This window comes from Pseudomonas sp. AG1028 (assembly GCF_007993955.1).
In the GTDB taxonomy this organism is placed as follows: Bacteria; Pseudomonadota; Gammaproteobacteria; order Pseudomonadales; family Pseudomonadaceae; genus Aquipseudomonas; species Aquipseudomonas straminea.
Genome location: NZ_VIVP01000001.1, coordinates 421,501 through 445,439, shown reverse-complemented (window position 1 = coordinate 445,439; position 23,939 = coordinate 421,501). Strand labels below are relative to the sequence as shown.

At 64.8% G+C, this 23,939-nt stretch carries 21 protein-coding genes; 17 read left to right on the top strand and 4 right to left on the bottom strand.

Annotated features, from left to right (window positions below; all coding sequences use genetic code 11):
• Positions 1-3 precede the first annotated feature (3 nt).
• The 4 genes from FB481_RS02015 to lnt are packed head-to-tail and all read left to right on the top strand — an operon-like array spanning position 4 to position 3,905.
• Positions 4-1,023: a PhoH family protein gene (locus FB481_RS02015; protein ID WP_027903523.1), complete on the top strand. Its 1,020-nt coding sequence runs from the start codon at positions 4-6 to the stop codon at positions 1,021-1,023.
• Entirely contained in the window at positions 1,020-1,478 is a 459-nt protein-coding gene (ybeY, locus tag FB481_RS02010; protein ID WP_013792540.1) for an rRNA maturation RNase YbeY, read from the top strand. Before FB481_RS02015 ends, ybeY begins: the two co-directional genes overlap by 4 nt.
• Before the next feature lie 24 nt (positions 1,479-1,502).
• Positions 1,503-2,339, top strand: a complete 837-nt coding sequence (locus FB481_RS02005; protein ID WP_093503916.1) for an HlyC/CorC family transporter — start codon at positions 1,503-1,505, stop codon at positions 2,337-2,339.
• A gap of 48 nt (positions 2,340-2,387) precedes the next feature.
• Positions 2,388-3,905 (top strand): apolipoprotein N-acyltransferase, encoded by a 1,518-nt coding sequence (lnt, locus tag FB481_RS02000; RefSeq protein WP_147174918.1) that lies wholly within the window; start codon positions 2,388-2,390, stop codon positions 3,903-3,905.
• A gap of 215 nt (positions 3,906-4,120) precedes the next feature.
• On the opposite strand, the gene FB481_RS01995 is transcribed toward lnt, so the two are convergent.
• Both FB481_RS01995 and FB481_RS01990 read right to left on the bottom strand, forming a co-directional pair.
• Positions 4,121-4,885 (bottom strand): YdcF family protein, encoded by a 765-nt coding sequence (locus FB481_RS01995; RefSeq protein WP_147174917.1) that lies wholly within the window; start codon positions 4,883-4,885, stop codon positions 4,121-4,123.
• A 79-nt stretch (positions 4,886-4,964) separates the two neighbouring features.
• Complete coding sequence (locus FB481_RS01990) at positions 4,965-5,273, bottom strand: hypothetical protein (protein ID WP_093503923.1); 309 nt, start codon at positions 5,271-5,273, stop codon at positions 4,965-4,967.
• Positions 5,274-5,451: 178 nt separating this feature from the next.
• Here FB481_RS01990 and leuS point away from each other — a divergent pair, with 178 nt between their 5' ends.
• The 6 genes from leuS to FB481_RS01960 all read left to right on the top strand — a co-directional run bounded on the left by leuS (position 5,452) and on the right by FB481_RS01960 (position 12,896).
• A complete protein-coding gene (leuS, locus tag FB481_RS01985) occupies positions 5,452-8,055 on the top strand; it encodes a leucine--tRNA ligase (protein ID WP_147174916.1) in 2,604 nt (867 codons plus the stop codon).
• A 97-nt stretch (positions 8,056-8,152) separates the two neighbouring features.
• Positions 8,153-8,758 carry an LPS assembly lipoprotein LptE gene (gene lptE, locus FB481_RS01980; RefSeq protein WP_093503929.1) on the top strand — a complete coding sequence of 202 codons (606 nt, stop codon included), beginning with the start codon at positions 8,153-8,155 and terminating at the stop codon, positions 8,756-8,758.
• Positions 8,759-8,954: 196 nt separating this feature from the next.
• Positions 8,955-9,989: a DNA polymerase III subunit delta gene (holA, locus tag FB481_RS01975; protein WP_093503931.1), complete on the top strand. Its 1,035-nt coding sequence runs from the start codon at positions 8,955-8,957 to the stop codon at positions 9,987-9,989.
• A gap of 87 nt (positions 9,990-10,076) precedes the next feature.
• Positions 10,077-10,229 carry an alternative ribosome rescue factor ArfA gene (gene arfA, locus FB481_RS01970; protein WP_147174915.1) on the top strand — a complete coding sequence of 51 codons (153 nt, stop codon included), beginning with the start codon at positions 10,077-10,079 and terminating at the stop codon, positions 10,227-10,229.
• 71 nt (positions 10,230-10,300) lie between these two features.
• Positions 10,301-11,584: a lytic murein transglycosylase gene (locus FB481_RS01965; RefSeq protein WP_147175037.1), complete on the top strand. Its 1,284-nt coding sequence runs from the start codon at positions 10,301-10,303 to the stop codon at positions 11,582-11,584.
• 160 nt (positions 11,585-11,744) lie between these two features.
• Positions 11,745-12,896, top strand: coding sequence for an acyl-CoA dehydrogenase family protein (locus tag FB481_RS01960; protein WP_147174914.1), 1,152 nt, complete (start codon positions 11,745-11,747; stop codon positions 12,894-12,896).
• A gap of 347 nt (positions 12,897-13,243) precedes the next feature.
• Here FB481_RS01960 and FB481_RS01955 read toward each other — a convergent pair whose 3' ends face one another.
• A complete protein-coding gene (locus tag FB481_RS01955) occupies positions 13,244-14,884 on the bottom strand; it encodes a Na+/H+ antiporter (protein WP_147174913.1) in 1,641 nt (546 codons plus the stop codon).
• A gap of 173 nt (positions 14,885-15,057) precedes the next feature.
• On the opposite strand from FB481_RS01955, the gene FB481_RS01950 reads away from it, so the two are divergent.
• The 4 genes from FB481_RS01950 to FB481_RS01935 all read left to right on the top strand — a co-directional run bounded on the left by FB481_RS01950 (position 15,058) and on the right by FB481_RS01935 (position 18,177).
• Entirely contained in the window at positions 15,058-15,405 is a 348-nt protein-coding gene (locus FB481_RS01950; protein ID WP_093503937.1) for an ArsC family reductase, read from the top strand.
• Between the two features lie 39 nt (positions 15,406-15,444).
• Positions 15,445-16,479 carry a 2,3,4,5-tetrahydropyridine-2,6-dicarboxylate N-succinyltransferase gene (gene dapD / locus FB481_RS01945; RefSeq protein ID WP_147174912.1) on the top strand — a complete coding sequence of 345 codons (1,035 nt, stop codon included), beginning with the start codon at positions 15,445-15,447 and terminating at the stop codon, positions 16,477-16,479.
• 91 nt (positions 16,480-16,570) lie between these two features.
• Positions 16,571-17,776 (top strand): aminotransferase class V-fold PLP-dependent enzyme, encoded by a 1,206-nt coding sequence (locus tag FB481_RS01940; RefSeq protein WP_147174911.1) that lies wholly within the window; start codon positions 16,571-16,573, stop codon positions 17,774-17,776.
• Complete coding sequence (locus tag FB481_RS01935; protein WP_147174910.1) at positions 17,773-18,177, top strand: SufE family protein; 405 nt, start codon at positions 17,773-17,775, stop codon at positions 18,175-18,177. The genes FB481_RS01940 and FB481_RS01935 overlap by 4 nt, the downstream gene beginning before the upstream one ends.
• Here the strand turns inward: FB481_RS01935 and tcdA are convergent.
• Complete coding sequence (gene tcdA / locus FB481_RS01930) at positions 18,174-18,986, bottom strand: tRNA cyclic N6-threonylcarbamoyladenosine(37) synthase TcdA (protein WP_147174909.1); 813 nt, start codon at positions 18,984-18,986, stop codon at positions 18,174-18,176. The genes FB481_RS01935 and tcdA overlap by 4 nt on opposite strands.
• Positions 18,987-19,203: 217 nt before the next feature.
• Here tcdA and FB481_RS01925 point away from each other — a divergent pair, with 217 nt between their 5' ends.
• The 3 genes from FB481_RS01925 to FB481_RS01915 all read left to right on the top strand — a co-directional run bounded on the left by FB481_RS01925 (position 19,204) and on the right by FB481_RS01915 (position 23,925).
• On the top strand, positions 19,204-21,813 hold the full coding sequence (locus tag FB481_RS01925; RefSeq protein WP_093503946.1) for a glycosyltransferase: 2,610 nt from the start codon (positions 19,204-19,206) through the stop codon (positions 21,811-21,813).
• 160 nt (positions 21,814-21,973) lie between these two features.
• Entirely contained in the window at positions 21,974-23,116 is a 1,143-nt protein-coding gene (gene dapE, locus FB481_RS01920) for a succinyl-diaminopimelate desuccinylase (protein ID WP_147174908.1), read from the top strand.
• A complete protein-coding gene (locus tag FB481_RS01915; RefSeq protein ID WP_147174907.1) occupies positions 23,116-23,925 on the top strand; it encodes a putative RNA methyltransferase in 810 nt (269 codons plus the stop codon). Before dapE ends, FB481_RS01915 begins: the two co-directional genes overlap by 1 nt.
• The last annotated feature ends 14 nt before the right edge of the window (positions 23,926-23,939 follow it).

The following is a 23,939-nucleotide window of genomic DNA, read 5'->3' as shown; positions in this document are numbered from 1 at the left end:
ACCTTGAATACCACCTCGACACCTCATCGCTTCACCCTCGAACCCTTCGAAGCCAAGCGCTTCGCCAACCTCAGCGGGCAATTCGACGAGCACCTGCGCCTGATCGAATCGCGCCTTGGCATCGAGATCCGCAACCGCGGCAACCAGTTCGAGCTGCTGGGCGAGCCCGGGCAGACCACCTCTGCCGAGAACCTGCTGCGCCGCCTGTACCGTGAAACCGACGCGACCGAGCTGTCGCCGGACATGGTGCACCTGTTCCTGCAGGAGTCGGGCATCGAGGAGCTGAACAACCCCAGTGCCAACCTCAATATCGCACTGCGCACGCGCAAGGGCATGATCCGCCCGCGCGGCGCCAACCAGCAGTTGTACGTGAAGGCAATTCTCGACCACGACATCAACTTCGGCATAGGCCCGGCCGGTACCGGCAAGACCTATCTGGCCGTAGCCGCAGCAGTGGACGCCCTGGAGCGCGAGCAGATCCGCCGCATCCTGCTGGTGCGCCCGGCGGTCGAGGCTGGCGAGAAGCTCGGTTTCCTGCCTGGCGACCTGTCGCAGAAGATCGACCCGTACCTGCGCCCGCTCTACGACGCCTTGTACGAGATGCTCGGTTTCGAGCAGGTGGCCAAGCTGATCGAGAAGCAGGTGATCGAAGTCGCGCCGCTGGCCTACATGCGCGGCCGCACGCTGAACAACAGCTTCATCATTCTCGATGAGAGCCAGAACACCACCATGGAACAGATGAAGATGTTCCTGACCCGCATCGGTTTCGGCTCCACCGCGGTGATCACTGGGGACGTCACCCAGGTCGACCTGCCGCGCGGCACCAAGAGCGGCCTCAAGCACGTGATCGAAGTGCTCAAGGACGTGCCGGGCATCAGCTTCACCCACTTCCAGCCCAAGGACGTGGTGCGCCACCCCCTGGTGCAGCGCATCGTCGAGGCCTATGAGCGCTTCGATGCCAACCACCAGCCGTTCGACCGCCGCCCGGCGGATAACGATCCGGGAGCGCGCTCCGAGCCATGATCGAACTGGATCTGCAGGTCGCCAGCCAAGCTGGCCACCTGCCCGCCGAGGCCGATTTTCAGGCCTGGTGCGCGATTGCCCTGCGCCAGCGCAGCGCCGACTCGGAACTGACCATCCGTCTGGTGGACGAAGAGGAAGGCCGCGAGCTCAACCGCACCTGGCGCGGCAAGGACTACGCCACCAACGTGCTGTCCTTTCCGGCCGACGTACCTGATGAATTACTGGATATCCCGCTGCTTGGCGACCTGGTGATCTGCGTGCCGGTAGTCGAGCGCGAGGCCGTCGAGCAAGGCAAGACCCTGGATGCGCATTGGGCGCATCTGGTGATACATGGCTGTTTGCATCTTTTGGGCTACGACCACATCGAAGATGAGGAAGCCGAAGAGATGGAAGGCCTGGAACGAATACTGCTCGCCGAGCTGGGTCATCCCGACCCGTATGCCGGCGACGAATGACATAGGGACCCCGAGTAAAACGCCATGAGCGAAGACCGATCGAGCAACGAGCAGAAGTCCTGGTTGAACAAACTGACCCAGGCTTTTGCTCATGAGCCGAAAAACCGCCAGGAACTGCTGGAAGTCCTGCGCGATGCCCACCAGAACAAGCTGCTCGATAGCGAGGCCCTGGCCATCGTCGAAGGCGCCATCCAGGTCGCCGACCTGCAGGTTCGCGACATCATGGTGCCACGCTCCCAGGTGGTGACCATCAAGGCCAGCCAGTCTCCTAAGGAATTCCTCCCGGTGATCATCGACGCGGCGCACTCGCGCTACCCGGTGATCGGCGAAACCCTCGACGACGTGCTCGGCATCCTGCTGGCCAAGGATCTGCTGCCCCTGCTGCTGACCGACCAGCCCGACTTCAACATCCGCGACATGCTGCGCCCGGCCACCTTCGTGCCCGAGTCCAAGCGCCTCAACGTGCTGCTGCGCGAATTTCGCGCCAACCACAACCACATGGCGGTGGTGATCGACGAATACGGAGGCGTCGCCGGCCTGGTGACCATCGAGGATGTGCTCGAGCAGATCGTCGGCGACATCGAGGACGAGCACGACGTCGAGGAAGACAGCTACGTCAAACCGCTGCCCAGCGGCGACTTCCTGGTCAAGGCGCTGACGCCTATCGATCACTTCAACGAAACCTTCACCACCGATTTCTCCGACGACGAGTTCGACACCGTCGGCGGCTTGGTGATGAGCGCGTTCGGCCACCTGCCCAAGCGCAACGAAGTGACGGTGATCGGCGAATTCCGCTTTCGCGTGCTCAACGCCGACAGCCGCCGTGTGCACCTGCTACGCCTGACACCGCTGGCCCGCTGACCCGACACCCCATCATTCGATGGGGTGTGTTCTATCGTGAGTCTCTCGATGAACCGACTGTTCCAACCCGGCTGGGCCGGCAACCTGATCGCTCTGCTGGCCGGTGCGCTGACTACCCTGGCGCTGGCGCCCTATGGCATCTGGCCGCTGGCGCTGCTGTCCATCGCCCTGCTCTACCGCGGCCTGCGGGCGCTGACCCCGCGCCAGGCAGCCTGGCGCGGCTGGTGGTACGGCTTCGGGCTGTTCGCCTCGGGCACCAGCTGGGTTTACGTGAGCATTCACGACTACGGCGCGGCCTCACCGCCGCTGGCCGCCTTCCTGACCCTGGGTTTTGTCGCCGGCCTGGGCCTCTTCTTCGCCCTCGCCACCTGGCTGTGGGCGCTGTGCCTGCGCCGTGACAGCGCGCCATTGGGCGATGCTCTGGCGTTCGCTGCGCTGTGGGTGGCCCAGGAAGCGTTTCGCGGCTGGTTCCTCACCGGCTTTCCGTGGCTCTACGCCGGCTACAGCCAGCTCGACGGCCCCATGGCTGGCCTGGCGCCGATTGGCGGCGTGTGGATGCTGTCGTTCGCCCTGGCATTGAGCGCGGCGCTCCTGGTCAACCTGCCGCGTCTGCTCGGCAACAAACCACAACTGGCCGAGGCGCTGGTGCTGCTGATCGCGCCCTGGCTGCTTGGCATGGCGTTCAAGGATCACGCCTGGACCGCCCCGGCGGGCGAGCCGGTCAGCGTCGCGGCGATCCAGGGCAATGTGGCCCAGAACCTCAAGTGGGACCCGGCCCAGCTCAATGCGCAGCTGGCGCTGTATCGCGACATGAGTTTCGCCAGCAAGCCAGTAGACATTCTGGTGTGGCCGGAAACCGCGGTGCCGGTGCTCAAGGATCAAGCCATCGGCTACCTGAGCATGATGGATCGCTTCGCCAGCGACCGGAAAAGCGCGCTGATCACCGGCGTGCCGATTCGCCAGCCCAATGCCGACGGTGAGATGCGTTACTACAACGCGGTCAGCGTGGTCGGCCAGGGCGCTGGCGACTACCTCAAGCAGCGCCTGGTGCCATTCGGCGAATACGTGCCGCTGCAGGATATGCTGCGCGGCCTGATCGCCTTCTTCGACCTGCCGATGTCCGACTTTGCCCGCGGCGAGCACGACCAGCCGCTGCTCGAAGCCAAGGGGCATCGCATCGCTACCTTTATCTGCTACGAAGTGGTCTACCCAGAGTTCGCCGCCGAAATGGCAGCCAAGAGCGACCTGCTGCTGACGGTCAGCAATGACACCTGGTTCGGCAAGTCGATCGGCCCACTGCAGCACCTACAGATGGCGCAGATGCGCGCTCTGGAAGCCGGCCGCTGGATGATCCGCGCCACCAACAACGGCGTGACCGTGCTGATCGACCCGTTCGGGCGCATCACCGAACGCCTGCCGCAATTCGAGCAAGCCACGCTCTACGGCCAGGTGCAGCCGATGCAGCACCTGACGCCCTACCTGCAATGGCGCTCGTGGCCGCTGATCATCCTCTGCAGCCTGCTGGCCGGCTGGGCGCTGCTGCGCCGGCGTCGGGATGCGAAGTAACTGAGTTGAGCTGACTACTGGGACCAGGCTGGCGCTTATCCCATTCGCAGGATCGGCGCCATAACTTATGGAAGCGCGCAGCGACCGCGGGTCCATGCCCGCGACGTGACGAGCATGGCCCTTCCCACAGGGGATAAGCGGCGACGGCCAACTCACCGGCCAATCCGCAGCCTGCACTCCGATGAGTAGGGTGGGCTTTAGCCCACCACTTGACGCTACCGTCCGTAAACCAGCGAATAAGCCAGCGCGCCGATCACCTCATTGAGCAGCAAGGTGCTCTGCCAGAACGCCTTGCCTTCCGGCAGCCAGCCGCCCATCGGTCGGCCGTTGGGCACACCGAGAAAGCCCACCGGCGCTGTCGCCACTTCAAAACCTGCCTGTTCGAAACACCAGCGCGAACGCGGCATGTGCCAGGCCTGGGTCACCAGCAACACCCGGCGAATACCTTCAGGTTTCAGCAGCGCAGCGGTCTCGGTCGCATTCTCCCAGGTGGTGCGGCTGCGCGCTTCCTGCCAGCGCACCTCGACACCGAGATCCTCGTGCATCACCTCGGCCATCATCGCCGCTTCGCTCGGCGGGCGACCAAAATGCAGGCCACCAGTGGTCAGCACCGGCAACCCGGACGCCTTGGCCAGCCGCGCCGCATAGCGGGTGCGCTCAAGGGCCATGGCGCTGGGCTGCTCGCCACCCCAGGCGGGGTCGTCCGAATCACGGCCACCGCCGAGCACGACGATCACATCCGCCTGCTGCACCAGGGTGCTCCACTGCTGCTGGGCGATGGCCGGCTCGCGCTCGATCACCTTGGCCATCCACTCTACCGTCACCGGCAGGCTCATCAGCCACAGGCCACCCAGCCCGAGCGTGAAACAGCACAGCGCCAGGCGCGGGAAACGCCGACGCAGGAACCAGCCCAGGGCGATGAGCAGCAACAGGATGCCGGGCGGCATGAAGAATTGCTTGAGCAGATAGCGCAGCGGCATCGAGCACCTCCAAAAAGGCTCGAAGCCTAGGGTCTGTTGACGTTTCAGCGCAAGCGAACGCAGCAACCTGCGGCCAGGGTCAGGACTTGTGGCACTCGGGCTCGCGACCGGCCAAGGCCGGCTGGCGCTCGAATGGCGGCTGCGCAACCGCCGACTGGTAGTGACGCGCCGCCGTGGCGTGCCAGCCATTGAGCCAGGCGCGATCCTTGGCAAGGTAGGCGGTGATCAGCGCCAGCTCGTCGGGCGACAGGCCGCGCACTTCCATGTCCGGGGGCGGCTGGCTGGACAGCTGCGCCAGATTATCGGCTTCGTCCAGGGCAACGGTCAGGCGTTCCAGCAACCGTCCGTAGGGGTCGCTCTCGCTATGGGTATCTAAGGGGACTTGCATCGCACACCTCCAGGCAGGGCGCCCTCAATTGAGCGTAGCCGCCACCCCGCAGCCGGCTTGCCGCGACGACAAATGGCGCCGTCGACAGCGCGCCGCGCAATCAGCGTTTCCCTCTGCCAAGGGGGGTCATGTATGCTACGGCGTTTCCCGAAAGCCCCTTTCCCTAGCGCAAGTAGCCATGCACGAACAGTATCAGCCACGTGAAATCGAAGCCGCCGCGCAATCCCACTGGGACGCGCAGAACTCCTTTGCTGTCAGCGAACAACCCGGCAAGGACACCTTCTACTGCCTGTCGATGTTCCCCTATCCGAGCGGCAAGCTACACATGGGGCACGTGCGCAACTACACCATCGGTGACGTGATTGCCCGCTACCAGCGCATGCAGGGCAAGAACGTGCTGCAGCCCATGGGCTGGGACGCTTTCGGCATGCCGGCGGAAAACGCCGCCATGAAGAACAACGTGGCGCCGGCCAAGTGGACCTACGAGAACATCGCCTACATGAAGTCCCAGCTGAAAAGCCTGGGCCTGGCCATCGACTGGTCTCGTGAAGTCACCACCTGCAAGCCGGACTACTACCGCTGGGAACAATGGCTGTTCACCCGCCTGTTCGAAAAAGGCGTGATCTACCGCAAGAACGGTACCGTCAACTGGGACCCGGTCGATCAGACCGTGCTGGCCAACGAGCAAGTCATCGACGGCCGCGGCTGGCGTTCCGGCGCGGTGATCGAAAAGCGCGAGATCCCCATGTACTACTTCAAGATCACCGCCTACGCGGATGAACTCCTGAGTAGCCTGGACGAACTCGATGGCTGGCCGGAACAGGTCAAGACCATGCAGCGCAACTGGATCGGCAAATCCCGCGGCATGGAAGTGCAGTTTCCCTACAACGTCGACTCCATTGGCGAAGCCGGTGCGCTGAAAGTCTTCACCACCCGCCCGGATACCCTGATGGGTGCAACCTACGTCGCCGTGGCTGCCGAGCACCCGCTGGCCACCCTGGCCGCCAAGGAGAACCCCGAGCTGCAGGCGTTCATCGCCGAATGCAAGGCTGGCAGCGTCGCCGAAGCCGACATGGCCACCCAGGAAAAGAAAGGCCTGCCGACCTCGCTGTTCGTCGAGCACCCGCTGACCGGCGAGAAGCTGCCGGTGTGGGTCGCCAACTACGTGCTGATGCATTACGGCGATGGCGCGGTGATGGCGGTTCCGGCCCACGATGAGCGCGACTTCGCCTTCGCCCGCAAGTACCACCTGCCGGTCAAGGCCGTGGTGCGTACCAGCGCCGGCGATGAAGTCGGTAGCGAATGGCAGGACGCCTATGGCGAGCACGGCCAGCTGATCAACTCCGGCGAGTTCGACGGCCTGGACTTCGAAGGCGCGTTCGACGCCATCGAAGCGGCGCTGCTGCGCAAGAACCTCGGCAAATCCCGCACCCAGTTCCGCCTGCGCGACTGGGGCATCAGCCGCCAGCGCTACTGGGGCTGCCCGATCCCGATCATCCACTGTGACAGCTGTGGCGACGTACCGGTGCCGGAAGACCAGCTGCCGGTGGTGCTGCCCGAAGACGTGGTGCCCGATGGCGCCGGCTCGCCGCTGGCACGCATGCCGGAATTCTTCGAATGCAGCTGCCCGAAATGCGGCGCACCGGCCAAGCGCGAAACCGACACCATGGACACCTTCGTGGAGTCGTCCTGGTACTTCGCCCGCTACGCCTCGCCGCACTACACCGGCGGCATGGTCGACCCAGTCGCGGCCAACCACTGGCTGCCGGTTGACCAGTACATCGGCGGTATCGAACACGCCATCCTGCACCTGCTCTATGCGCGCTTCTTCCACAAGCTGATGCGCGACGAGGGCCTGGTCACCTCCAACGAGCCGTTCAAGAACCTGCTGACCCAGGGCATGGTGGTCGCTGAGACCTACTACCGCGGCCCAGTGACCAATAGGACCTGGATCAACCCGGCTGACGTGGTAATCGAGCGCGACAGCAAAGGCAAGATCATCTCCGCTGTTCTCAAAAGCGACGGACTTCCGGTGGAAATCGGCGGCACCGAGAAGATGGCCAAGTCCAAGAACAACGGTGTCGACCCGCAAGCGATGATCGATGCCTACGGCGCCGACACTTGCCGCCTGTTCATGATGTTCGCTTCGCCGCCCGACATGAGCTGCGAATGGTCGGATGCTGGTGTCGAAGGCGCCAACCGCTTCCTGCGCCGCGTCTGGCGTCTGGCCCAGGGCCACGTCGCCCAGGGCCTGCCGGGTGTGCTGGATGTCGCCAAGCTGGATGACGCCGGCAAGGAAATCCGCCGCGCCATCCACCTGGCCATCAAGCAGGCCTCCCAGGACGTAGGCCAGCACCACAAGTTCAACACCGCCATCGCCCAGGTGATGACCCTGATGAACGTGCTGGAAAAAGCCCCCCAGGACACCGACCAGCAGCGCGCCCTGATCCAGGAAGGCCTGGAAACCGTCGCCCTGCTGCTCGCCCCGATCACCCCGCACATCTGTCACGAACTGTGGCAGGAGCTGGGCCACGAAGAAGCCATCATCGACGCCAGCTGGCCGGTGGTGGACGAGTCGGCTCTGGTGCAGGACAGCCTGACCCTGGTGATCCAGGTCAACGGCAAGCTGCGCGGGCAGATCGAAGTGCCGGCCGATGCCAGCCGCGAGGCGGTCGAGGCCGCAGCGCGCAGCAACGAGAACGTACAACGCTTCACCGAAGGGCTGACGATCCGCAAGGTCATCGTGGTGCCTGGCAAGCTGGTCAATATCGTCGCCGGTTGAGGCGACAGGGAACGGCTGGTCGCCTCTGGCGACCGGCATCCGGTCTAGAGTTTCGGCCATGCCGGCCAGCGGAGCCGGCAGGACAAGGGGATACGAGATGATCAAGCGCAATCTGTTGGTAATCGGCCTGGCAGGCCTGCTCGGCGCGTGCGGCTTCCAGCTGCGTGGCACCGGCGACGTGCAGTTCGCCCTCAAGGAGCTCGACGTCAGCGCACGCGACACTTACGGCGACACCGTGCGTGAGGTCAAGGACGTGCTCGAGAACAACGGCGTAAAAGTGTTCCAGGGCGCCGCTTACAAGCTGTACCTGGCAGGCGAGAAGGAAAGCCAGCGTTCGGCCAGTTACACCAGCTCGGCGCGCAGCGTCGAGTACGAGCGCACCATGACGCTGAATTACGAGATCCGTGGCGCCAAGAACCTGCTGCTGCTGAGCAACACGCTCGAAGTGCAGAACTATTACGTGCAGGACTCCAACAACCTGATCGGCAACGACCAGCAGGCTGCCCAGCTGCGCACCGAAATGCGCCGCGACCTGGTGCAACAGCTGACTCTGCGCCTGCAGCAGATCACCCCGGCACAGCTGGACGAACTGCAGCAGACCGCCGAAGCCAAGGCGAAGGCCGAAGCCGACGCCCTGGAAGCAGCCCGTCAGCGTGAAGCCGCGCAGCCGCAGCAGTCGCCCATCGAACTACCTGTCCAGTAAGAACCTGTTTACGATCTGCTGCGCGTCGGCCCTGCGGCGTTAAAAACAGGCGCGGAATGCTCATGTACAAAAGTACAGTCGCCCGCGACTCCGACCGTTCCTCGCCTGTTTTTGTGAGGCCTTTTAGGCCTTGCAGGGCTCTAGCTCGCAAGATCTAAAGACGTTCCAAGACGGACGAGGCCTCTCAGGCTTACCCATGAAACTCGCTCCCGCCCAACTCGGCAAACACCTGCAAGGCACCCTCGCCCCGGTTTACGTGGTATGTGGCGATGAGGCCCTGCTCTGCCAGGAAGCCACTGACGCCATCCGCAGCGCCAGCCGCGCCCAGGGTTTCACCGAGCGCGAAGTGTTTCATGCCGAGGCCAATTTCGACTGGGGCATGCTCTACGAAGCCGGCGCCAGCCTGTCGTTGTTCGCCGAGAAGCGCGTCATCGAGCTGCGCATCCCCAACGGCAAGCCTGGGGACAAGGGCGCGGCGGCGATTCTCGAATACCTCAATCGTCCGCCGGAAGACACCCTGCTGCTGATCACCCTGCCCAAACTCGATGGCAGCACGCAGAAGACCAAGTGGGCCAAGGCGCTCATCGACGGGCCCAACTGCCAGTTCGTGCAGATCTGGCCGGTGGATGCCAATCAGTTGCCGCAGTGGATCCGCCAGCGCCTGGCCCAGGCCGGCATGAACGCCAGTGCCGATGCGGTCGACCTGATCGCCGCGCGGGTCGAAGGCAACCTGCTGGCCGCCGCCCAGGAAATCGAGAAGCTCAAGCTGCTCGCCGATGGCCAGCAGATCGATGCCGGCACCGTGCAGGCCGCTGTCGCCGACAGCGCCCGTTACGACGTTTTCGGCCTGATCGACGCCATCCTCAATGGCGAAGCCGCCCACGCACTGCGCATGCTCGACGGCCTGCGCGGTGAGGGTCAGGAATCGCTGTTCATCGTGGTAATGCTGGCCCGCGAACTGCGCCAGTTGGCCAACATTGCTTACCAGCATGGCCAGGGCATCCCGCTGGACAAGGCCTTCGCCTCCGCCCGCCCGCCGGTGTGGGACAAGCGCCGCCCGTTGGTCAGCAAGGCCCTGCAGCGACACACGCCGGCACGCTGGAACGCCCTGCTGATGGATGCCCAGCAGATCGATGCACAGGTCAAGGGCCAGGCGCCGGGTGATCCCTGGGCCAGCCTGTCGCGCCTGGTGCTGATGATGGCCGGGCAACGTCTGAAGCTTGGCGCTTAAGCCTACCTTGCGTATGGACATTGGCTCTGCAGCGGCGCATCATTCGCGCCGCTCGCTATCCGGGCGGGCACCGATCGAGGATCTGCCATGAGCAAGAAGAAGTGCCCCAACAAGGCCAAATCCATCATCGCCCAGCCGCTGTTCCGCTCACGCCAGGAGCGCCCCGGCAAAGGAAAAGGCAGCTACAACCGCCAAGCCTCCCAGCAAAACTGGGAGGCTTGTTCGTTTGTGGCGGCTTGAAAAACTCGCCCGGCCCGAATTTCCCCTCATCCGTGCTAAGGTGGTCGCCTGCAAAACGTGTTGAGATGACCATGCCCAACCTGTTCATTCGCGGCCTGCCTGCCACCGCTGCGGCCAGCTTCCTGCTTTTGCTCACGGCTTGCGCCGATGCCCCTGCCCAGCCCCTGGCGTCCACGAGTGCCGCGCCGAGTGCAACCGATGCCAACAGCCAGCCCGTCGACCAGCAGCTGACCTTCGAACAGTGGCGCGACCTGCTGCGCAGCGACGCCATCGCCGCCGGTATCAGCCCGACCCTGTTCGACCGCGCTTTCGCCGGCGTGACGCCCAACCCGGATGTGGTCAAGGCCGACAGCAGCCAGCCCGAATTCAGCCGCCCCGTGTGGGAATACCTCAAGGGCGCGGTGTCGCCGAGCCGGGTCGCTCGCGGGCGCATTCTGCTGGCCCAGAACCGTGCCACCCTCAACCAGATCGAACAGCGTTACGGCGTTGACGCCGAAACCCTGGTCGCCATCTGGGGCCTGGAGAGCAACTTCGGCAGCAACATAGGCAGCCACAACGTGGTGCGCTCGCTGGCGACCCTCGCCTACGAAGGCCGTCGTCAGGCCTTCTGGCGGGGGCAGTTGCTGGCCGTGCTGCAGATTCTCCAGCATGGCGACATCGCTCCCGAGAGCCTCGTCGGTTCCTGGGCCGGCGCCATGGGCCAGACCCAGTTCATGCCTACTACCTACAACGAGCACGCCGTGGATTTCGACGGCGACGGCAAGCGCGACGTGTGGACCTCCACCGCCGATGCCCTGGCCTCGGCCGCTCACTACCTGCAAAGCGGCAACTGGCAGCTGCGTCAGCCCTGGGGCTTCGAAGTCCATCTGCCGAAGGGCTTCGACTACGCCCAGGCCGATCCGGAAGTGCGCCGCAGCCTGGCGCAGTGGCGCGAGCTGGGCGTGCGACCGATGGGCCAGCCCCTGAGCCCACCGCGTGACGACGCCACCGCCACCCTGCTGCTGCCGGCCGGGCACCGTGGGCCGGCGTTCCTGCTGTTCAACAACTTCCGCAGCATCCTGCGCTACAACAACTCGACCTCCTACGCCCTGGCTATCGGCCTGCTGTCCGACGCGCTGCGTGGCGGCAACGCTGTACAGGCCAGCTGGCCAGAGGGCGACCGCCAGCTGGGCCGCAGCGAGCGCATCGAACTGCAGGAACGCCTCAACGCGCGCGGCTTCGACTCCGGCCATGCCGACGGCATCATCGGCGCCAACACCCGCAAGGCCATCCGCGCCTTCCAGCTGCACCTGGGCTGGCCAGCCGACGGCTACCCGGATGCCGAGCTGCTCGAACAGCTGCGCCAGCCGCACTGACCCCGCCGCGTGGTGATGCCCCTCACCACGCGTTTTTTCTGCGTTTGCGATTCGCCCGTTCCTGGGCGACTCTGTAGCAGGCATCCCCTGTGATCCAGGAGATGCCTGACTGCCCGAAAGCCGTGATCCGGCGCGGGTCAATGACAACAGAGAGGTCGCTATGCACGACATCGAGCTGAACGAAGAACAACGCATGATCCGCGACTGCACCCGGCAGTTCGCCCGGCGCGCCATCGCGCCCCACGCCCAGGACTGGGAAAAGGCAGGCTGGATAGACGACGCGGCGGTCTCCCAGATGGGCGAGATGGGCCTCTTGGGCATGATCGTGCCGGACACCTGGGGCGGCAGCTATCTGGATTACGTGGCCTATGCCCTGGCCGTGGAAGAAGTATCCGCCGCCGACGGTGCCACCGGCACCCTGATGAGCGTGCACAACTCGGTAGGCTGCGGCCCGCTGCTCAATTACGGCAGCGACGAGCAGAAAGGCGAATGGCTGGCGCGCCTGGCCAGCGGCGAAGTAATCGGCTGCTTCTGCCTGACCGAACCCCAGGCCGGCTCCGAGGCCCACAACCTGCGCACCCGCGCCGAGCTGCGCGACGGCCGCTGGGTGCTCAATGGCGCCAAGCAGTTCGTCAGCAATGGCCGCCGCGCGGGCTTGGCCATCGTCTTCGCGGTGACCGACGCCGAGCTGGGTAAGAAGGGTATCTCAGCCTTTCTGGTGCCCACCAATACCCCAGGCTTTCGCATCGAGCGCAGCGAACACAAGATGGGCATCCGCGCCTCGGATACCTGCGCCATCACCCTGGACGACTGCAGCATTCCTGCCGCCAACCTGCTCGGCGAACGCGGCAAGGGCCTGAGCATCGCCCTGTCCAATCTCGAAGGCGGGCGCATCGGCATCGCCGCCCAGGCGGTCGGTATCGCCCGTGCTGCCTTCGAAGCCGCCCTGCTCTACTCCCGCGAACGGGTACAGTTCGACAAGCCGATTGGCGAACACCAGAGCATCGCCAACCTGTTAGCCGACATGCACACCCAGATCAACGCCGCCCGCCTGCTGACCCTGCATGCCGCACGCCTGCGCAGCGCCGGCCAGCCGTGTCTATCGGAGGCCTCCCAGGCCAAGCTGTTCGCCTCGGAAATGGCCGAGCGGGTATGTTCCAAGGCCCTGCAGGTACACGGTGGCTACGGCTATCTGGAGGACTTCCCGGTGCAACGTTATTACCGCGACGCACGCATCACCCAGATCTACGAAGGCGCCAGCGAAATCCAGCGCCTACTGATCGCCCGGGAACTCAAGCACTACTTGCTGTAAGAACCTGTTCACGATCGTTATGCATAAAGCTGCAGCTACAAGGTGAAAGCGGACGGTGGGCATGGTGCTTTGTGGGAGAGGCTTTAGCCTCGAGTCTTTTTCAAGGCAAACAAATAGCTCGGGGCTAAAGCCCCTCCCACGAGTTCGCGAACGGCCGTTTCCACGGGAAAAGGCAGCCGTAAATGATCCATTGTGGGAGCGGGCGGGGACGCCTAGTTCATGCCCGCGAAAAATCGCGGGCATGGCCCGCTCCCACAGATACTGCACCGATGACCACTACCGCCACTTGGCTGCCAAAATCGAAGAACCTGAGCTGCAAGATCATGAACAGTTTCTAAGCACTTCTCCTAACCCTTGAGCAGCCGCGCCTCCGCGTTATCCAGATCGCGGAGGATCTCGGCCAGCATGTCGTCGTCCAGTTGATGATCCTTGCGCATCCGGTACAGCTCCAGCCGCTGGGTGCGCAGGGCATTGAGGCGCATGCGGTATTCGAGCTGGTCACACTGGCGCTGATACTCGCGCGACTCCTCGGCACGCCGGGTGCGTGCACGTTCGAGCAGGTCTCGATATTCGCTCATCAGCTTGGCGCGGATCTCCGCCGTGGCGATGGCGCTGTCGGTATCGGCAGCCTTCTCCTCATCGGCCTCCAGGCAGCGTATCGCCGCCTCCAGCACCTGGGCGCGGTGCTGATTGAGCTCGGCCTCGTGCAACGCCACGTTATCCTGGGGCAGCCGTGGCAGCAGCTGGGGCAGCAACACACTGGCGGCCAGCAGCGACACCAGGATCACCCCGGCGGCAATGAGGATCAGCAGGTTCCGCTCGGGAAAGGCCTCGCCATTGTTGAGCAGCAGCGGCAGCGACATCACGCCCGCCAGGGTCACCGCACCGCGCACGCCGCCGATGGTCAGCACTGCAGTCAGCGCGATGCGCGATTGCCCGGCAAAGCGTGTCGACTTGCCCCGCCAGCGCCGCAGCATGCCGGAGGTTCGCCAGTAGCAGTACACCCAGACGAAACGCAGCACCATCAACACTCCGTAGATCGCCAGCACATAGCCCAGCGCCGGCCACAGCAGGTGCCAGGCGTCGGCATGATCACCGATCACCGCCTTGATGATGTCCGGCAACTGCAGGCCCAGCAGCAGGAATATCAGGCCGTTGAAGGTGAACTCGAGCATCGCCCATACGCCACGGTTGAGCAGCCGCGTGGTGGTCTGCCGTGGCAACAGGTCGAGGCGGCTCTGCATCATGCCGGCCGCCACCGCCGAGAGAATTCCAGACAGCCCCAGGTGCTCGGCCGCCACATAGGCCGCAAAAGGCAACAACAGCATGAGCAGCACATGGGGCGCCGGCTCCTCCCAGCCTCGGGCGATCATCCAGGCGCGCAGGCGACCGAGCAGGTAACTCAGCGCCATGCCGATCAGCAGGCCGCCGGCGGCTACCAGCACGAACTGCAGGCTGGCATCGGTGAACGAGAACACCCCGGTGAGGGTGGCTGCCACGGCGAACTTGAATGCCACCAGACCGGAGGCATCGTTCATCAAGGCTTCGCCTTGCAGCAGATTGTTCAGCGTATTGGGCAGGCGCCCGTGGGTAATCGCCGATACCGCCACCGCATCGGTCGGCGATAGCACCGCTGCCAGAGCGAAACAGGCGGCCAGGGGAACCTGGGGCAGCAACCAGTGAATGAAATATCCGGCGCCCAGAATAGTCACGAACACCAGCACGAACGCCAGGAACAGGATCGGCGCGCGCAGTTTGCGAAACTGCCCCTTGGGCATGCGCCAACCATCGACGAACAGCAGCGGCGGGATGAACAGCAGCAGGAACAACTCCGGGTCCAGGCGTACGTGCAGGCCCAGCGCTGGCACCGCCAGCAAGGCGCCGATAACGATCTGCAGGATCGGCAGCGGCAAGGGAATGAATTGCGCGCTGATACGGGTGCCACTGACCACCAGCAACATGATCAGAATGGTGTAGAGAAGCTGCATGAGGGGAGAGATCCTTTGCGATGACGGCCGCCTGGCGAGGGCCGGTGCATTCTAACGCCAGCAGCGTGCAGGCGGATGCGCCGCAAGCCGAATCGACGTGGCATAATCGGCGGCCTCGGTATTCACAAGCAGCAACGGGGACTCGACGAGTGGAGTCCTCCAGAGGTAGACCAATGAGTTACGTGCTTTATGGCATCAAGGCCTGCGACACCATGAAGAAGGCCCGCACCTGGCTCGACGAGCGCGGTGCCACTTACCAGTTCCACGATTACAAGACCGCCGGCATCGACCGCGGCAACCTGCAGAAATGGTGCGACGAACACGGCTGGGAAACCATCCTCAATCGTGCCGGCACCACCTTCCGCAAGCTCGACGACGCGCAGAAAAGCGATCTCGACCAGGCCAAGGCCATCGACCTGATGCTGGCCCAACCATCGATGATCAAGCGCCCGGTGCTGGACCTTGGCACCCGCACCCTGATCGGTTTCAAACCCGAGCGTTACGCCGCCGAACTGGCCTGATATCGCCACCTCAATCGAATTCGCTGCAAGGAAAAGCTCATGTCCAATACTCTGTTCAGCCTGGCCTTCGGGGTCGGCACGCAAAACCGTCAAAGCACCTGGCTGGAAGTGTTCTATGCCCAGCCGCTGCTCAACCCGAGCGCCGAACTGGTCGCCAAGGTCACCGAGAAACTCGGTTATACCGGCGGCAACCAAGCCATCGCCATCACCAATCAGCAAGCCGGTGAACTGGCCAGCGCCCTGAAGCACGTCGACTCGGTACAAGCCGCGCTGCTCACCCGCCTGGCCGAAAGCGCCAAGCCGCTGGTCGCCACCCTGCTGGCCGAAGACGCCGCACTGACCAGCACGCCCGAGGCCTACCTCAAGCTGCACCTGCTGTCTCACCGCCTGGTCAAGCCACACAGCCTGAACTTGACCGGCATCTTCCCGCTGCTGCCCAACGTCGCCTGGACCAGTCAGGGTGCGGTCGACCTGGCCGAGCTGCCGGAGCGTCAGTTGGAAGCGCGCCTCAAGGGCGACCTGCTGGAAGTCTTCTCGGTGGACAAGTTCCCGAAAATGACCGACTACGTGGTGCCGAGCGGCGTACGTATCGCTGACAGCGCACGGGTTCGTCTGGGCGCCTACATCGGCGAAGGCACCACCGTGATGCACGAAGGCTTCGTCAACTTCAACGCCGGTACCGCCGGCCCGGGCATGATCGAAGGTCGCGTGTCCGCCGGTGTGTTCGTCGGCAAGGGTTCGGATCTGGGCGGCGGCTGCTCGACCATGGGCACCCTGTCCGGTGGCGGCAACATCGTCATCTCCGTGGGTGAAGGCTGCCTGATCGGCGCCAACGCCGGTATCGGCATCCCGCTGGGCGACCGCAACATCGTCGAAGCCGGCCTGTACGTCACCGCCGGCACCAAGATCGCCCTGCTCGACGACCAGAACAACCTGGTCAAGGTGGTCAAGGGTCGTGATCTGGCTGGTCAGACTGACCTGCTGTTCCGTCGTAACTCCCAGAGCGGCGCCGTCGAGTGCAAGACCAACAAGTCGGCCATTGAGCTGAACGAAGCCCTGCACGCTCACAACTGAGCCCAGGCTTCGCCCGAACGGGCTGTGCGCGCGATAGACTGACGTCTTCGTTGGCACAGCCCGTTTTCACATCCAGCGTGACGAGATCCGGATGACCCTGATTTCCCCCTGGCGCGCCGACTTCCCCGGCCTCGGGGCCTTCGACGCCGACGGCCAGACCTACCTCGACAGCGCCGCGACCGCGCAAAAGCCGCAGGCCGTACTCGATGCCCTGCTGGCCTACTACGCTGGCGGCGCTGCCAACGTGCACCGTGCCCAGCACCTGCCAGGCGAACGCGCCACCCGCGCCTTCGAGGCGACCCGTGACAAGGCGGCCAGCTGGCTGAATGCGGCTAGCCGCGACGAGATCGTCTTCACCCGCGGCGCCACCGAATCGCTCAACCTGCTCGCCTATGGGCTGGAGTCGGTGTTCATGGCCGGCGACGAGATCGTCGTCAGCGCCGCCGAACACCACGCCAACCTGCTGCCCTGGCAGCAACTGGCCGCGCGCAAATCCCTGAAACTGGTGATCCTGCCGCTCACTCCCGCTGGCGATATCGACCCGCAGCAGGCCACCGCGCTGATCGGCCCGCGTACCCGGCTGCTCGCCCTCAGCCAGCTCTCCAACGTGCTGGGGCGCTGGCAGGACGTGCAGCCGCTGATTCGCCAGGCGCAGAAGCACGGCGCCCTGACCGTGGTGGACGGCGCCCAGGCGGTGGTGCATGGCCGCCAGGACGTGCAGGCGCTGGGCTGCGACTTCTACGTCTGCTCAAGCCACAAGCTGTATGGGCCCGATGGCGTCGGCCTGCTCTACGGCCGGCGCGACGCGCTGCAGCGCCTGAACCACTGGCAGTTCGGCGGTGAGATGGTCCAGCAGGCGGATTATCACGCCGCGACCTTCCGCCCCGCCCCGCTCGGCCTGGAAGCCGGTACGCCGGCGGTATCCGGGGTGATCGCCCTCGGCGCAGCACTGGACTACCTCGAGCACCTCGACGCCGACGCGGTCAGCCGCCACGAAGCAGCGCTGCACCGGGTGTTGCTGGAAGGCCTGCAACGCCATGAAGGTGTGCGCCTGCTTGGCGAGCCGAAAACTGCACTGGCCTGCTTCACCGTCGACGGTATCCACAGCGGCGATCTCGCCCACCTGCTCACCGAACAAGGCATCGCCGTGCGGGTCGGTCATCATTGTGCGATGCCGCTACTGCAGCGCCTGGGCGTGAACGGCGCGATTCGCGTATCCCTCGGCATTTACAACGACGAGGCCGACCTGCAGCGCTTCTTCGCTGCCCTGGACAAAGCCCTGGAGTTGTTGCGATGACCCTGCCGACCGCTGCGCAGGAAGCGCTCGACGCCTTTACCGCCTGCCCCGGCTGGGAACAGCGCGCGCGCCTGCTGATGCAATGGGGCGAGCGCCTGGAGCCGTTGGCCGAACGCCACGAAGCGGATCGCGTGCATGGCTGCGAAAGTCAGGTGTGGCTCACTGGTGAACGACAGGATGACCGCTGGCACTTTCGCGCCAGCAGCGATGCCCGGCTGATACGCGGCCTGCTGGCCGTGCTGCTGGCCCGGGTCAACGGATTGCCTGCAGACGAGCTGGCTGGGCTGGACATCGCCGACTGGTTCGCCCAGCTCGGCCTCGCCCGTCAGCTATCGCCCTCACGGGCCAGCGGCATGAACGCCGTGGTGCAGCAGATGCGCCGGCTGATCGAAGCGGGTTAAACGGGCGGCGCGACGCGCTCGCTTGGGCGCCTGGCCCCAGCCACGATTTTGTCCACGATGCGCGCCGCAGCGACCATGCCGAAGGTGGCGGTGACCATCATCACCGCGCCGAAACCGCCGGCGCAGTCGAGCTTCACGCCCTCACCGACGAATGCCTTGCTCTGGCACACACCGCCGTCCGCGCCTGGGTAGCGCAGCTGCTCGGTGGAGAACACGCAGGGCACGCTGTAGGTGCGCCCCGGCGTACGGGAGAAGCCGTAGTCGCGGCGCAGGGTCGAGCGCACCTTGGCGGCCAGGGGGTCGTTGAAGGTCTTGTTCAGATCCGCCACCTGCACCTGGGCCGGGTCGATCTGCCCGCCGGCGCCGCCGGTGGTCACCAGGGCGATCTTGCGGCGCTTGCACCAGGCGATCAGCGCCGCCTTGGCGGCCACGCTGTCGATGCAGTCGACCACCGCATCCAGCTCGACCGTGATGTACTCGGCCATGGTCTCACGAGTCACGAAATCGGCCACCTCGTGCACCACGCACGCGGGGTTGATGGCTCGCAAGCGCTCGCCCATCACCTCGACCTTGGCGCGCCCTACCTGCCCCTGCAGGGCGTGGGCCTGGCGGTTGGTATTGCTGATGCAGACATCGTCCAGGTCGAACAGAGAGACTTCGCCCACCCCGGAACGCACCAAGGCTTCGGCCGCCCAGGAGCCGACACCGCCAATGCCGACCACAGCCACGTGGGCCGCGGCCAGTCGCTCGGCGCCTTCGCGGCCATACAACCGGGCAATACCGGCGAAACGCTGTTCATCGAACGACATGGGGGCTCCTCTTTCCGGGCGGGCATTATAAGAAGGCCGGCAGCGCTTCCCAAGCACCATCGGGCCGGTGATTGCAGTGCGGCGATACAAGCCGGCGCAGATAGCCGGGCAGGTCCCCGGAGCTGTGCTATACAGTCAATCATCGACGGAGTAGCATGCGCGCCAGCCGGCGCTCGCCGGTCTTCTCCCCGTTCCACCCTTCGGAACCCTACACAGCATGCTTTCGCGCAAGTTCGGTCTCAATCTCGTTGTTTTCCTGGCGATTGCCGCCTTGTTCACCGGTATCTGGGCGCTCTACAACCGCCCCGTCACCGCCCCCGATTGGCCGGAACAGATCTCCGGCTATTCCTTCTCGCCGTTCCGCCAGGGACAGAGCCCACAAACCGGCGTCTATCCGAGTGATCAGGAGATGCGTGAGGATCTGGAGCTGCTGTCCAAGCAGACCGACAGCATCCGCACCTACTCGGTGGATGGCGACCTCGACAAGATTCCTGCGCTGGCCGAGGAATTCGGCCTGCGCGTGACCCTGGGCGTGTGGATCAGCCCGGACGAGGAGCGCAACGAGCGCGAAATCACCAAGGCTATCGACATCGCCAACCACTCGCGCAGCGTGGTTCGCGTGGTGGTCGGTAACGAGGCGCTATTCCGCCGTGAAGTCACCGTCAAGCAGCTGACCGCCTACATGGACCGCGTGCGTTCGGCGGTCAAGGTGCCGGTCACCACCTCCGAGCAGTGGCACATCTGGGAGGAATACCCGGAGCTGGCCGACCACGCCGACCTGATCGCCGCTCACGTGCTGCCCTACTGGGAATTCATTCCCATGAAGGACTCCACCCAGTTCACCCTGGACCGCGCCCGCGACCTGAAGAAACTGTTCCCGAAAAAACCGCTGCTGCTTTCCGAAGTCGGCTGGCCGAGCAACGGCCGGGTACGTGGCGGTGCCGAGGCGACCCAGGCGGACCAGGCTATCTACCTGCGTACCCTGGTCACCACGCTCAACGCCCAGGGCTACAACTACTTCGTGATCGAGGCTTTCGACCAGCCGTGGAAAGCCGGCGACGAAGGTTCGGTGGGTGCCTACTGGGGCGTCTACAACCTCGATCGCCAACCGAAATTCAACTTCGAAGGCCCGGTAGTCGCCATTCCGAAATGGCGAATGCTGGCCGTCGCCTCGGTGGTCATGGCGCTGCTGTCGCTGGCGCTGATGCTGATCGACGGCAGTGCCCTGCGCCAGCGCGGCCGCACCTTCCTGACCTTCGTCGCCTTCGCTGGCGGCTCGGCGCTGGTGTGGATCGGCTACGACTACAGCCAGCAGTACAGCACCTGGTTCAGCACTCTGGTTGGTGTGCTGCTCGGCGTCGGCGCCATCGGCGTGTTCATCGTGCTGCTCACCGAAGCCCACGAGCTGGCCGAGACGGTGTGGACGCAGCGCCGCCGGCCGTTCACCCCGGTGGTCGGCGACAGCCATTACCGGCCCAAGGTGTCGATCCACGTGCCGTGCTACAACGAGCCGCCGGAGATGGTCAAACAGACCCTCGACGCCCTGGCCAACCTCGATTACCCGGACTTCGAAGTCCTGATCATCGATAACAACACCAAGGACCCGGCGGTGTGGGAGCCGGTGCGCGACTATTGCGAGGAACTCGGCCCGCGCTTCCGCTTCTTCCACGTCGCACCGCTGCATGGCTTCAAGGGCGGTGCACTGAACTACATCCTGCCGCACACCGCGCCAGACGTCGAAGTGGTGGCGGTGATCGACTCCGACTACTGCGTCGACCGCAACTGGCTCAAGCATATGGTGCCGCACTTCGCCGACCCGGCAATTGCCGTGGTGCAGTCGCCGCAGGACTATCGCGACGGTGAGGAAAGCACCTTCAAGAAGCTCTGCTACGCCGAGTACAAGGGCTTCTTCCACATCGGCATGGTGACCCGCAACGACCGCAACGCGATCATCCAGCACGGCACCATGACCATGATCCGCCGTACCGTGATGGACGAGCTGAAGTGGGCCGACTGGACCATCTGCGAGGATGCCGAACTGGGCCTGCGCGTGTTCGAGAAAGGCTATTCGGCCGCCTACGCCCACGACAGCTTCGGCAAGGGCCTGATGCCCGATACCTTCATCGACTACAAGAAGCAGCGCTTCCGCTGGGCCTACGGCGCCATCCAGATCATGAAGGGCCACGCCCGTCAGCTGCTGGCTGGCAAGGACAGCGAGCTCAAGCGCGGCCAGCGTTATCACTTCATCGCCGGCTGGCTGCCGTGGGTCGCCGATGGCCTGAACATCTTCTTCACCGCCGGTGCGCTGCTGTGGTCGGCGGCGATGATCATCGTGCCGCAACGGGTCGACCCACCGCTGCTGATCTTCGCGATTCCGCCGCTTGCGCTGTTCCTGTTCAAAGTCGGCAAGATCATCTTCCTCTACCAGCGGGCGGTGGGCGTTAACCTCAAGGATGCCTTCTGCGCGGCGGTGGCTGGCCTGGCGCTGTCGCACACCATCGCCAAGGCGGTGCTGTACGGCATGTTCACCAAGACCATCCCGTTCTTCCGCACCCCGAAGATGCGCTCCAGCCACGGCCTGATGGTCGCCCTGGCCGAGGCTCGCGAAGAAGTGTTCGTCATGCTGCTGCTGTGGGGCGCCGCCCTGGGTATCGGCATCGTCCAGGGCCTGCCAAGTTATGACGTGAAGTTCTGGGTGATCATGCTGCTGGTGCAGTCGCTCCCGTATCTGGCCGCCCTGATCATGGCGTTGCTCTCCTCGCAACCCAAACCGCTGGAAATCCCAGTGGTGCAGGACGACGCTGAGAACGAAGCGCAGAAAGTCTGATCGGCGTTAGCCTGATCTGAAAACGGCGGCCAATGGCCGCCGTTTTTTTATGGTTTGAAGTTTTCATCAAGGCCCCGGCCGTCCTTACGCCTACGAGCCCCGGGCGTTTTGCTTTAAGCTATGCGCCCTTCCCGCCCTGCACAGTTTTACCGGAGCTCCCATGACGGCCCTGTCCCCCACCCTCGAACTCGCCTGCGACCTGATCCGCCGCCCTTCGGTCACCCCGCTGGACGAGGGCTGCCAGGAGCTGATGATGCGCCGACTGGCCGCCCTGGGTTTTGCCGTCGAGCCGATGCGTATCGAGGATGTGGACAACTTCTGGGCCAGCCACGGCAATGACGAGGGCCCGGTGCTGTGCTTCGCGGGCCATACCGACGTGGTGCCCACCGGCCCGGTTCAGGCCTGGCAGCACGGCCCGTTCGACGCCCTGATCGACGAGCAGGGCATGCTCTGCGGCCGCGGTGCAGCGGACATGAAAGGCAGCCTGGCGTCGATGATCATCGCCGTCGAGCGCTTTGTTGCCGAATACCCGAATCACAAGGGCCGCATCGCCTTTCTGATCACCAGTGACGAGGAAGGCCCGGCGCACCACGGCACCAAGGCAGTGGTCGAACGCCTGGCCGCGCGCAACGAGCGGCTGGACTGGTGCATTGTCGGCGAGCCGTCGAGCACCACCCTGGTCGGTGATGTGGTGAAGAACGGTCGCCGCGGCTCCCTCGGCGCCACCCTGACCGTGCGTGGCATCCAGGGCCACGTGGCCTACCCGCACCTGGCGAAGAATCCGATCCACCTGGCCGCGCCGGCGCTGGCCGAACTGGCGGCGGAGCACTGGGACGACGGCAACGCCTTCTTCCCGCCCACCAGCTTCCAGGTCTCCAACCTCAATGCCGGCACCGGCGCGACCAACGTCATTCCCGGTGAACTGAAGGCGGTGTTCAACTTCCGCTTCTCCACCGAATCCACCGTCGAGGGCCTGCAACAGCGGGTCAACGCCATCCTCGACAAGCACGGCCTGGACTACCACGTGGAGTGGGCGCTGTCCGGCCTGCCGTTCCTCACCGAGCCCGGCGAGCTGCTGGACGCGGTGGCCGCCAGCATCAAGGCCGTGACCGGCCGCGAGACCACGCCGAGCACCAGCGGTGGCACCTCAGACGGCCGCTTCATCGCCACCCTGGGCACCCAGGTGGTCGAGCTCGGCCCGGTCAACGCGACCATCCACCAGGTCAACGAACGCGTGCTGGCCAGCGATCTCGATGTACTCACCGAGATCTACTACCAGACCCTGGTCAAGCTGCTCGCCTGATGCTCGCCTGCCCGATCTGCCAGGCGCCACTGACCGCCGTCGACAATGGCGTGGCCTGCCCGGCCAACCACCGTTTCGACCGCGCACGCCAGGGCTACCTGAACCTGCTGCCGGTGCAGCACAAGAACAGCCGCGACCCGGGCGACAATGCCGCCATGGTCGAGGCCCGTCGCCGCTTCCTGAGCGCCGGCCACTATGCGCCGCTGGCCGAGCGCCTGGCAGCCCTGGCCGCTGGCTATCAGCCACAGCGCTGGCTGGATATCGGTTGCGGCGAGGGCTACTACACCGCGCAGATCGCCGAAGCTCTGCCGGATGCCGACGGCTATGCGCTGGATATTTCCCGCGAAGCGGTCAAGCGTGCCTGCAAGCGCGCCCCGCAGTTGAACTGGTTGATCGCCAGCATGGCCCGCGTGCCCTTGGCCGATGCCAGCTGCGGGCTGTTGGCCAGCGTGTTCAGCCCGCTGGACTGGCAGGAGGCCAAGCGCCTGCTCGCGCCCGGCGGTGGCCTGCTGCGCATGGGCCCGACTCGCGAGCACCTGATGGAACTGCGCCAGAAGCTCTACGACGAAGTGCGCGACTACGATGACAGCAAGCACCTCGAACTGATCCCGCAGGGCATGCACCTGGCACACAGCGAAACCCTGAGTTTTCGCCTGCCGCTCGAGACCGAGCAAGCTCGCGCCGACCTGCTGGCGATGACGCCCCACGGCTGGCGCGCCAGTGCCGAGCGCCGCGCAGCGGTGATCGCCGAATGCTTCGAAGTGACCGTCGCCATCCGCTACGATTGGATCGAGCGAGACGCGTCCTAACGCCCCGACCAGAT

Coding starts and splice junctions, on each gene's coding strand:
- FB481_RS01915 (WP_147174907.1), top strand. CDS start 23,116: ATGCTCGCCTGCCCGATCTGCCAGGCGCCACTGACCGCCGTCGACAAT.
- FB481_RS01995 (WP_147174917.1), bottom strand. CDS start 4,885: ATGCCGCTGCGCTATCTGCTCAAGCAATTCTTCATGCCGCCCGGCATC.
- FB481_RS01965 (WP_147175037.1), top strand. CDS start 10,301: ATGCCCAACCTGTTCATTCGCGGCCTGCCTGCCACCGCTGCGGCCAGC.
- FB481_RS01935 (WP_147174910.1), top strand. CDS start 17,773: ATGACCCTGCCGACCGCTGCGCAGGAAGCGCTCGACGCCTTTACCGCC.
- lnt (WP_147174918.1), top strand. CDS start 2,388: ATGAACCGACTGTTCCAACCCGGCTGGGCCGGCAACCTGATCGCTCTG.
- FB481_RS01940 (WP_147174911.1), top strand. CDS start 16,571: ATGACCCTGATTTCCCCCTGGCGCGCCGACTTCCCCGGCCTCGGGGCC.
- holA (WP_093503931.1), top strand. CDS start 8,955: ATGAAACTCGCTCCCGCCCAACTCGGCAAACACCTGCAAGGCACCCTC.
- lptE (WP_093503929.1), top strand. CDS start 8,153: ATGATCAAGCGCAATCTGTTGGTAATCGGCCTGGCAGGCCTGCTCGGC.
- FB481_RS01925 (WP_093503946.1), top strand. CDS start 19,204: ATGCTTTCGCGCAAGTTCGGTCTCAATCTCGTTGTTTTCCTGGCGATT.
- dapE (WP_147174908.1), top strand. CDS start 21,974: ATGACGGCCCTGTCCCCCACCCTCGAACTCGCCTGCGACCTGATCCGC.
- dapD (WP_147174912.1), top strand. CDS start 15,445: ATGTCCAATACTCTGTTCAGCCTGGCCTTCGGGGTCGGCACGCAAAAC.
- FB481_RS01950 (WP_093503937.1), top strand. CDS start 15,058: ATGAGTTACGTGCTTTATGGCATCAAGGCCTGCGACACCATGAAGAAG.
- arfA (WP_147174915.1), top strand. CDS start 10,077: ATGAGCAAGAAGAAGTGCCCCAACAAGGCCAAATCCATCATCGCCCAG.
- ybeY (WP_013792540.1), top strand. CDS start 1,020: ATGATCGAACTGGATCTGCAGGTCGCCAGCCAAGCTGGCCACCTGCCC.
- tcdA (WP_147174909.1), bottom strand. CDS start 18,986: ATGTCGTTCGATGAACAGCGTTTCGCCGGTATTGCCCGGTTGTATGGC.
- FB481_RS01990 (WP_093503923.1), bottom strand. CDS start 5,273: ATGCAAGTCCCCTTAGATACCCATAGCGAGAGCGACCCCTACGGACGG.
- FB481_RS01960 (WP_147174914.1), top strand. CDS start 11,745: ATGCACGACATCGAGCTGAACGAAGAACAACGCATGATCCGCGACTGC.
- FB481_RS01955 (WP_147174913.1), bottom strand. CDS start 14,884: ATGCAGCTTCTCTACACCATTCTGATCATGTTGCTGGTGGTCAGTGGC.
- leuS (WP_147174916.1), top strand. CDS start 5,452: ATGCACGAACAGTATCAGCCACGTGAAATCGAAGCCGCCGCGCAATCC.
- FB481_RS02005 (WP_093503916.1), top strand. CDS start 1,503: ATGAGCGAAGACCGATCGAGCAACGAGCAGAAGTCCTGGTTGAACAAA.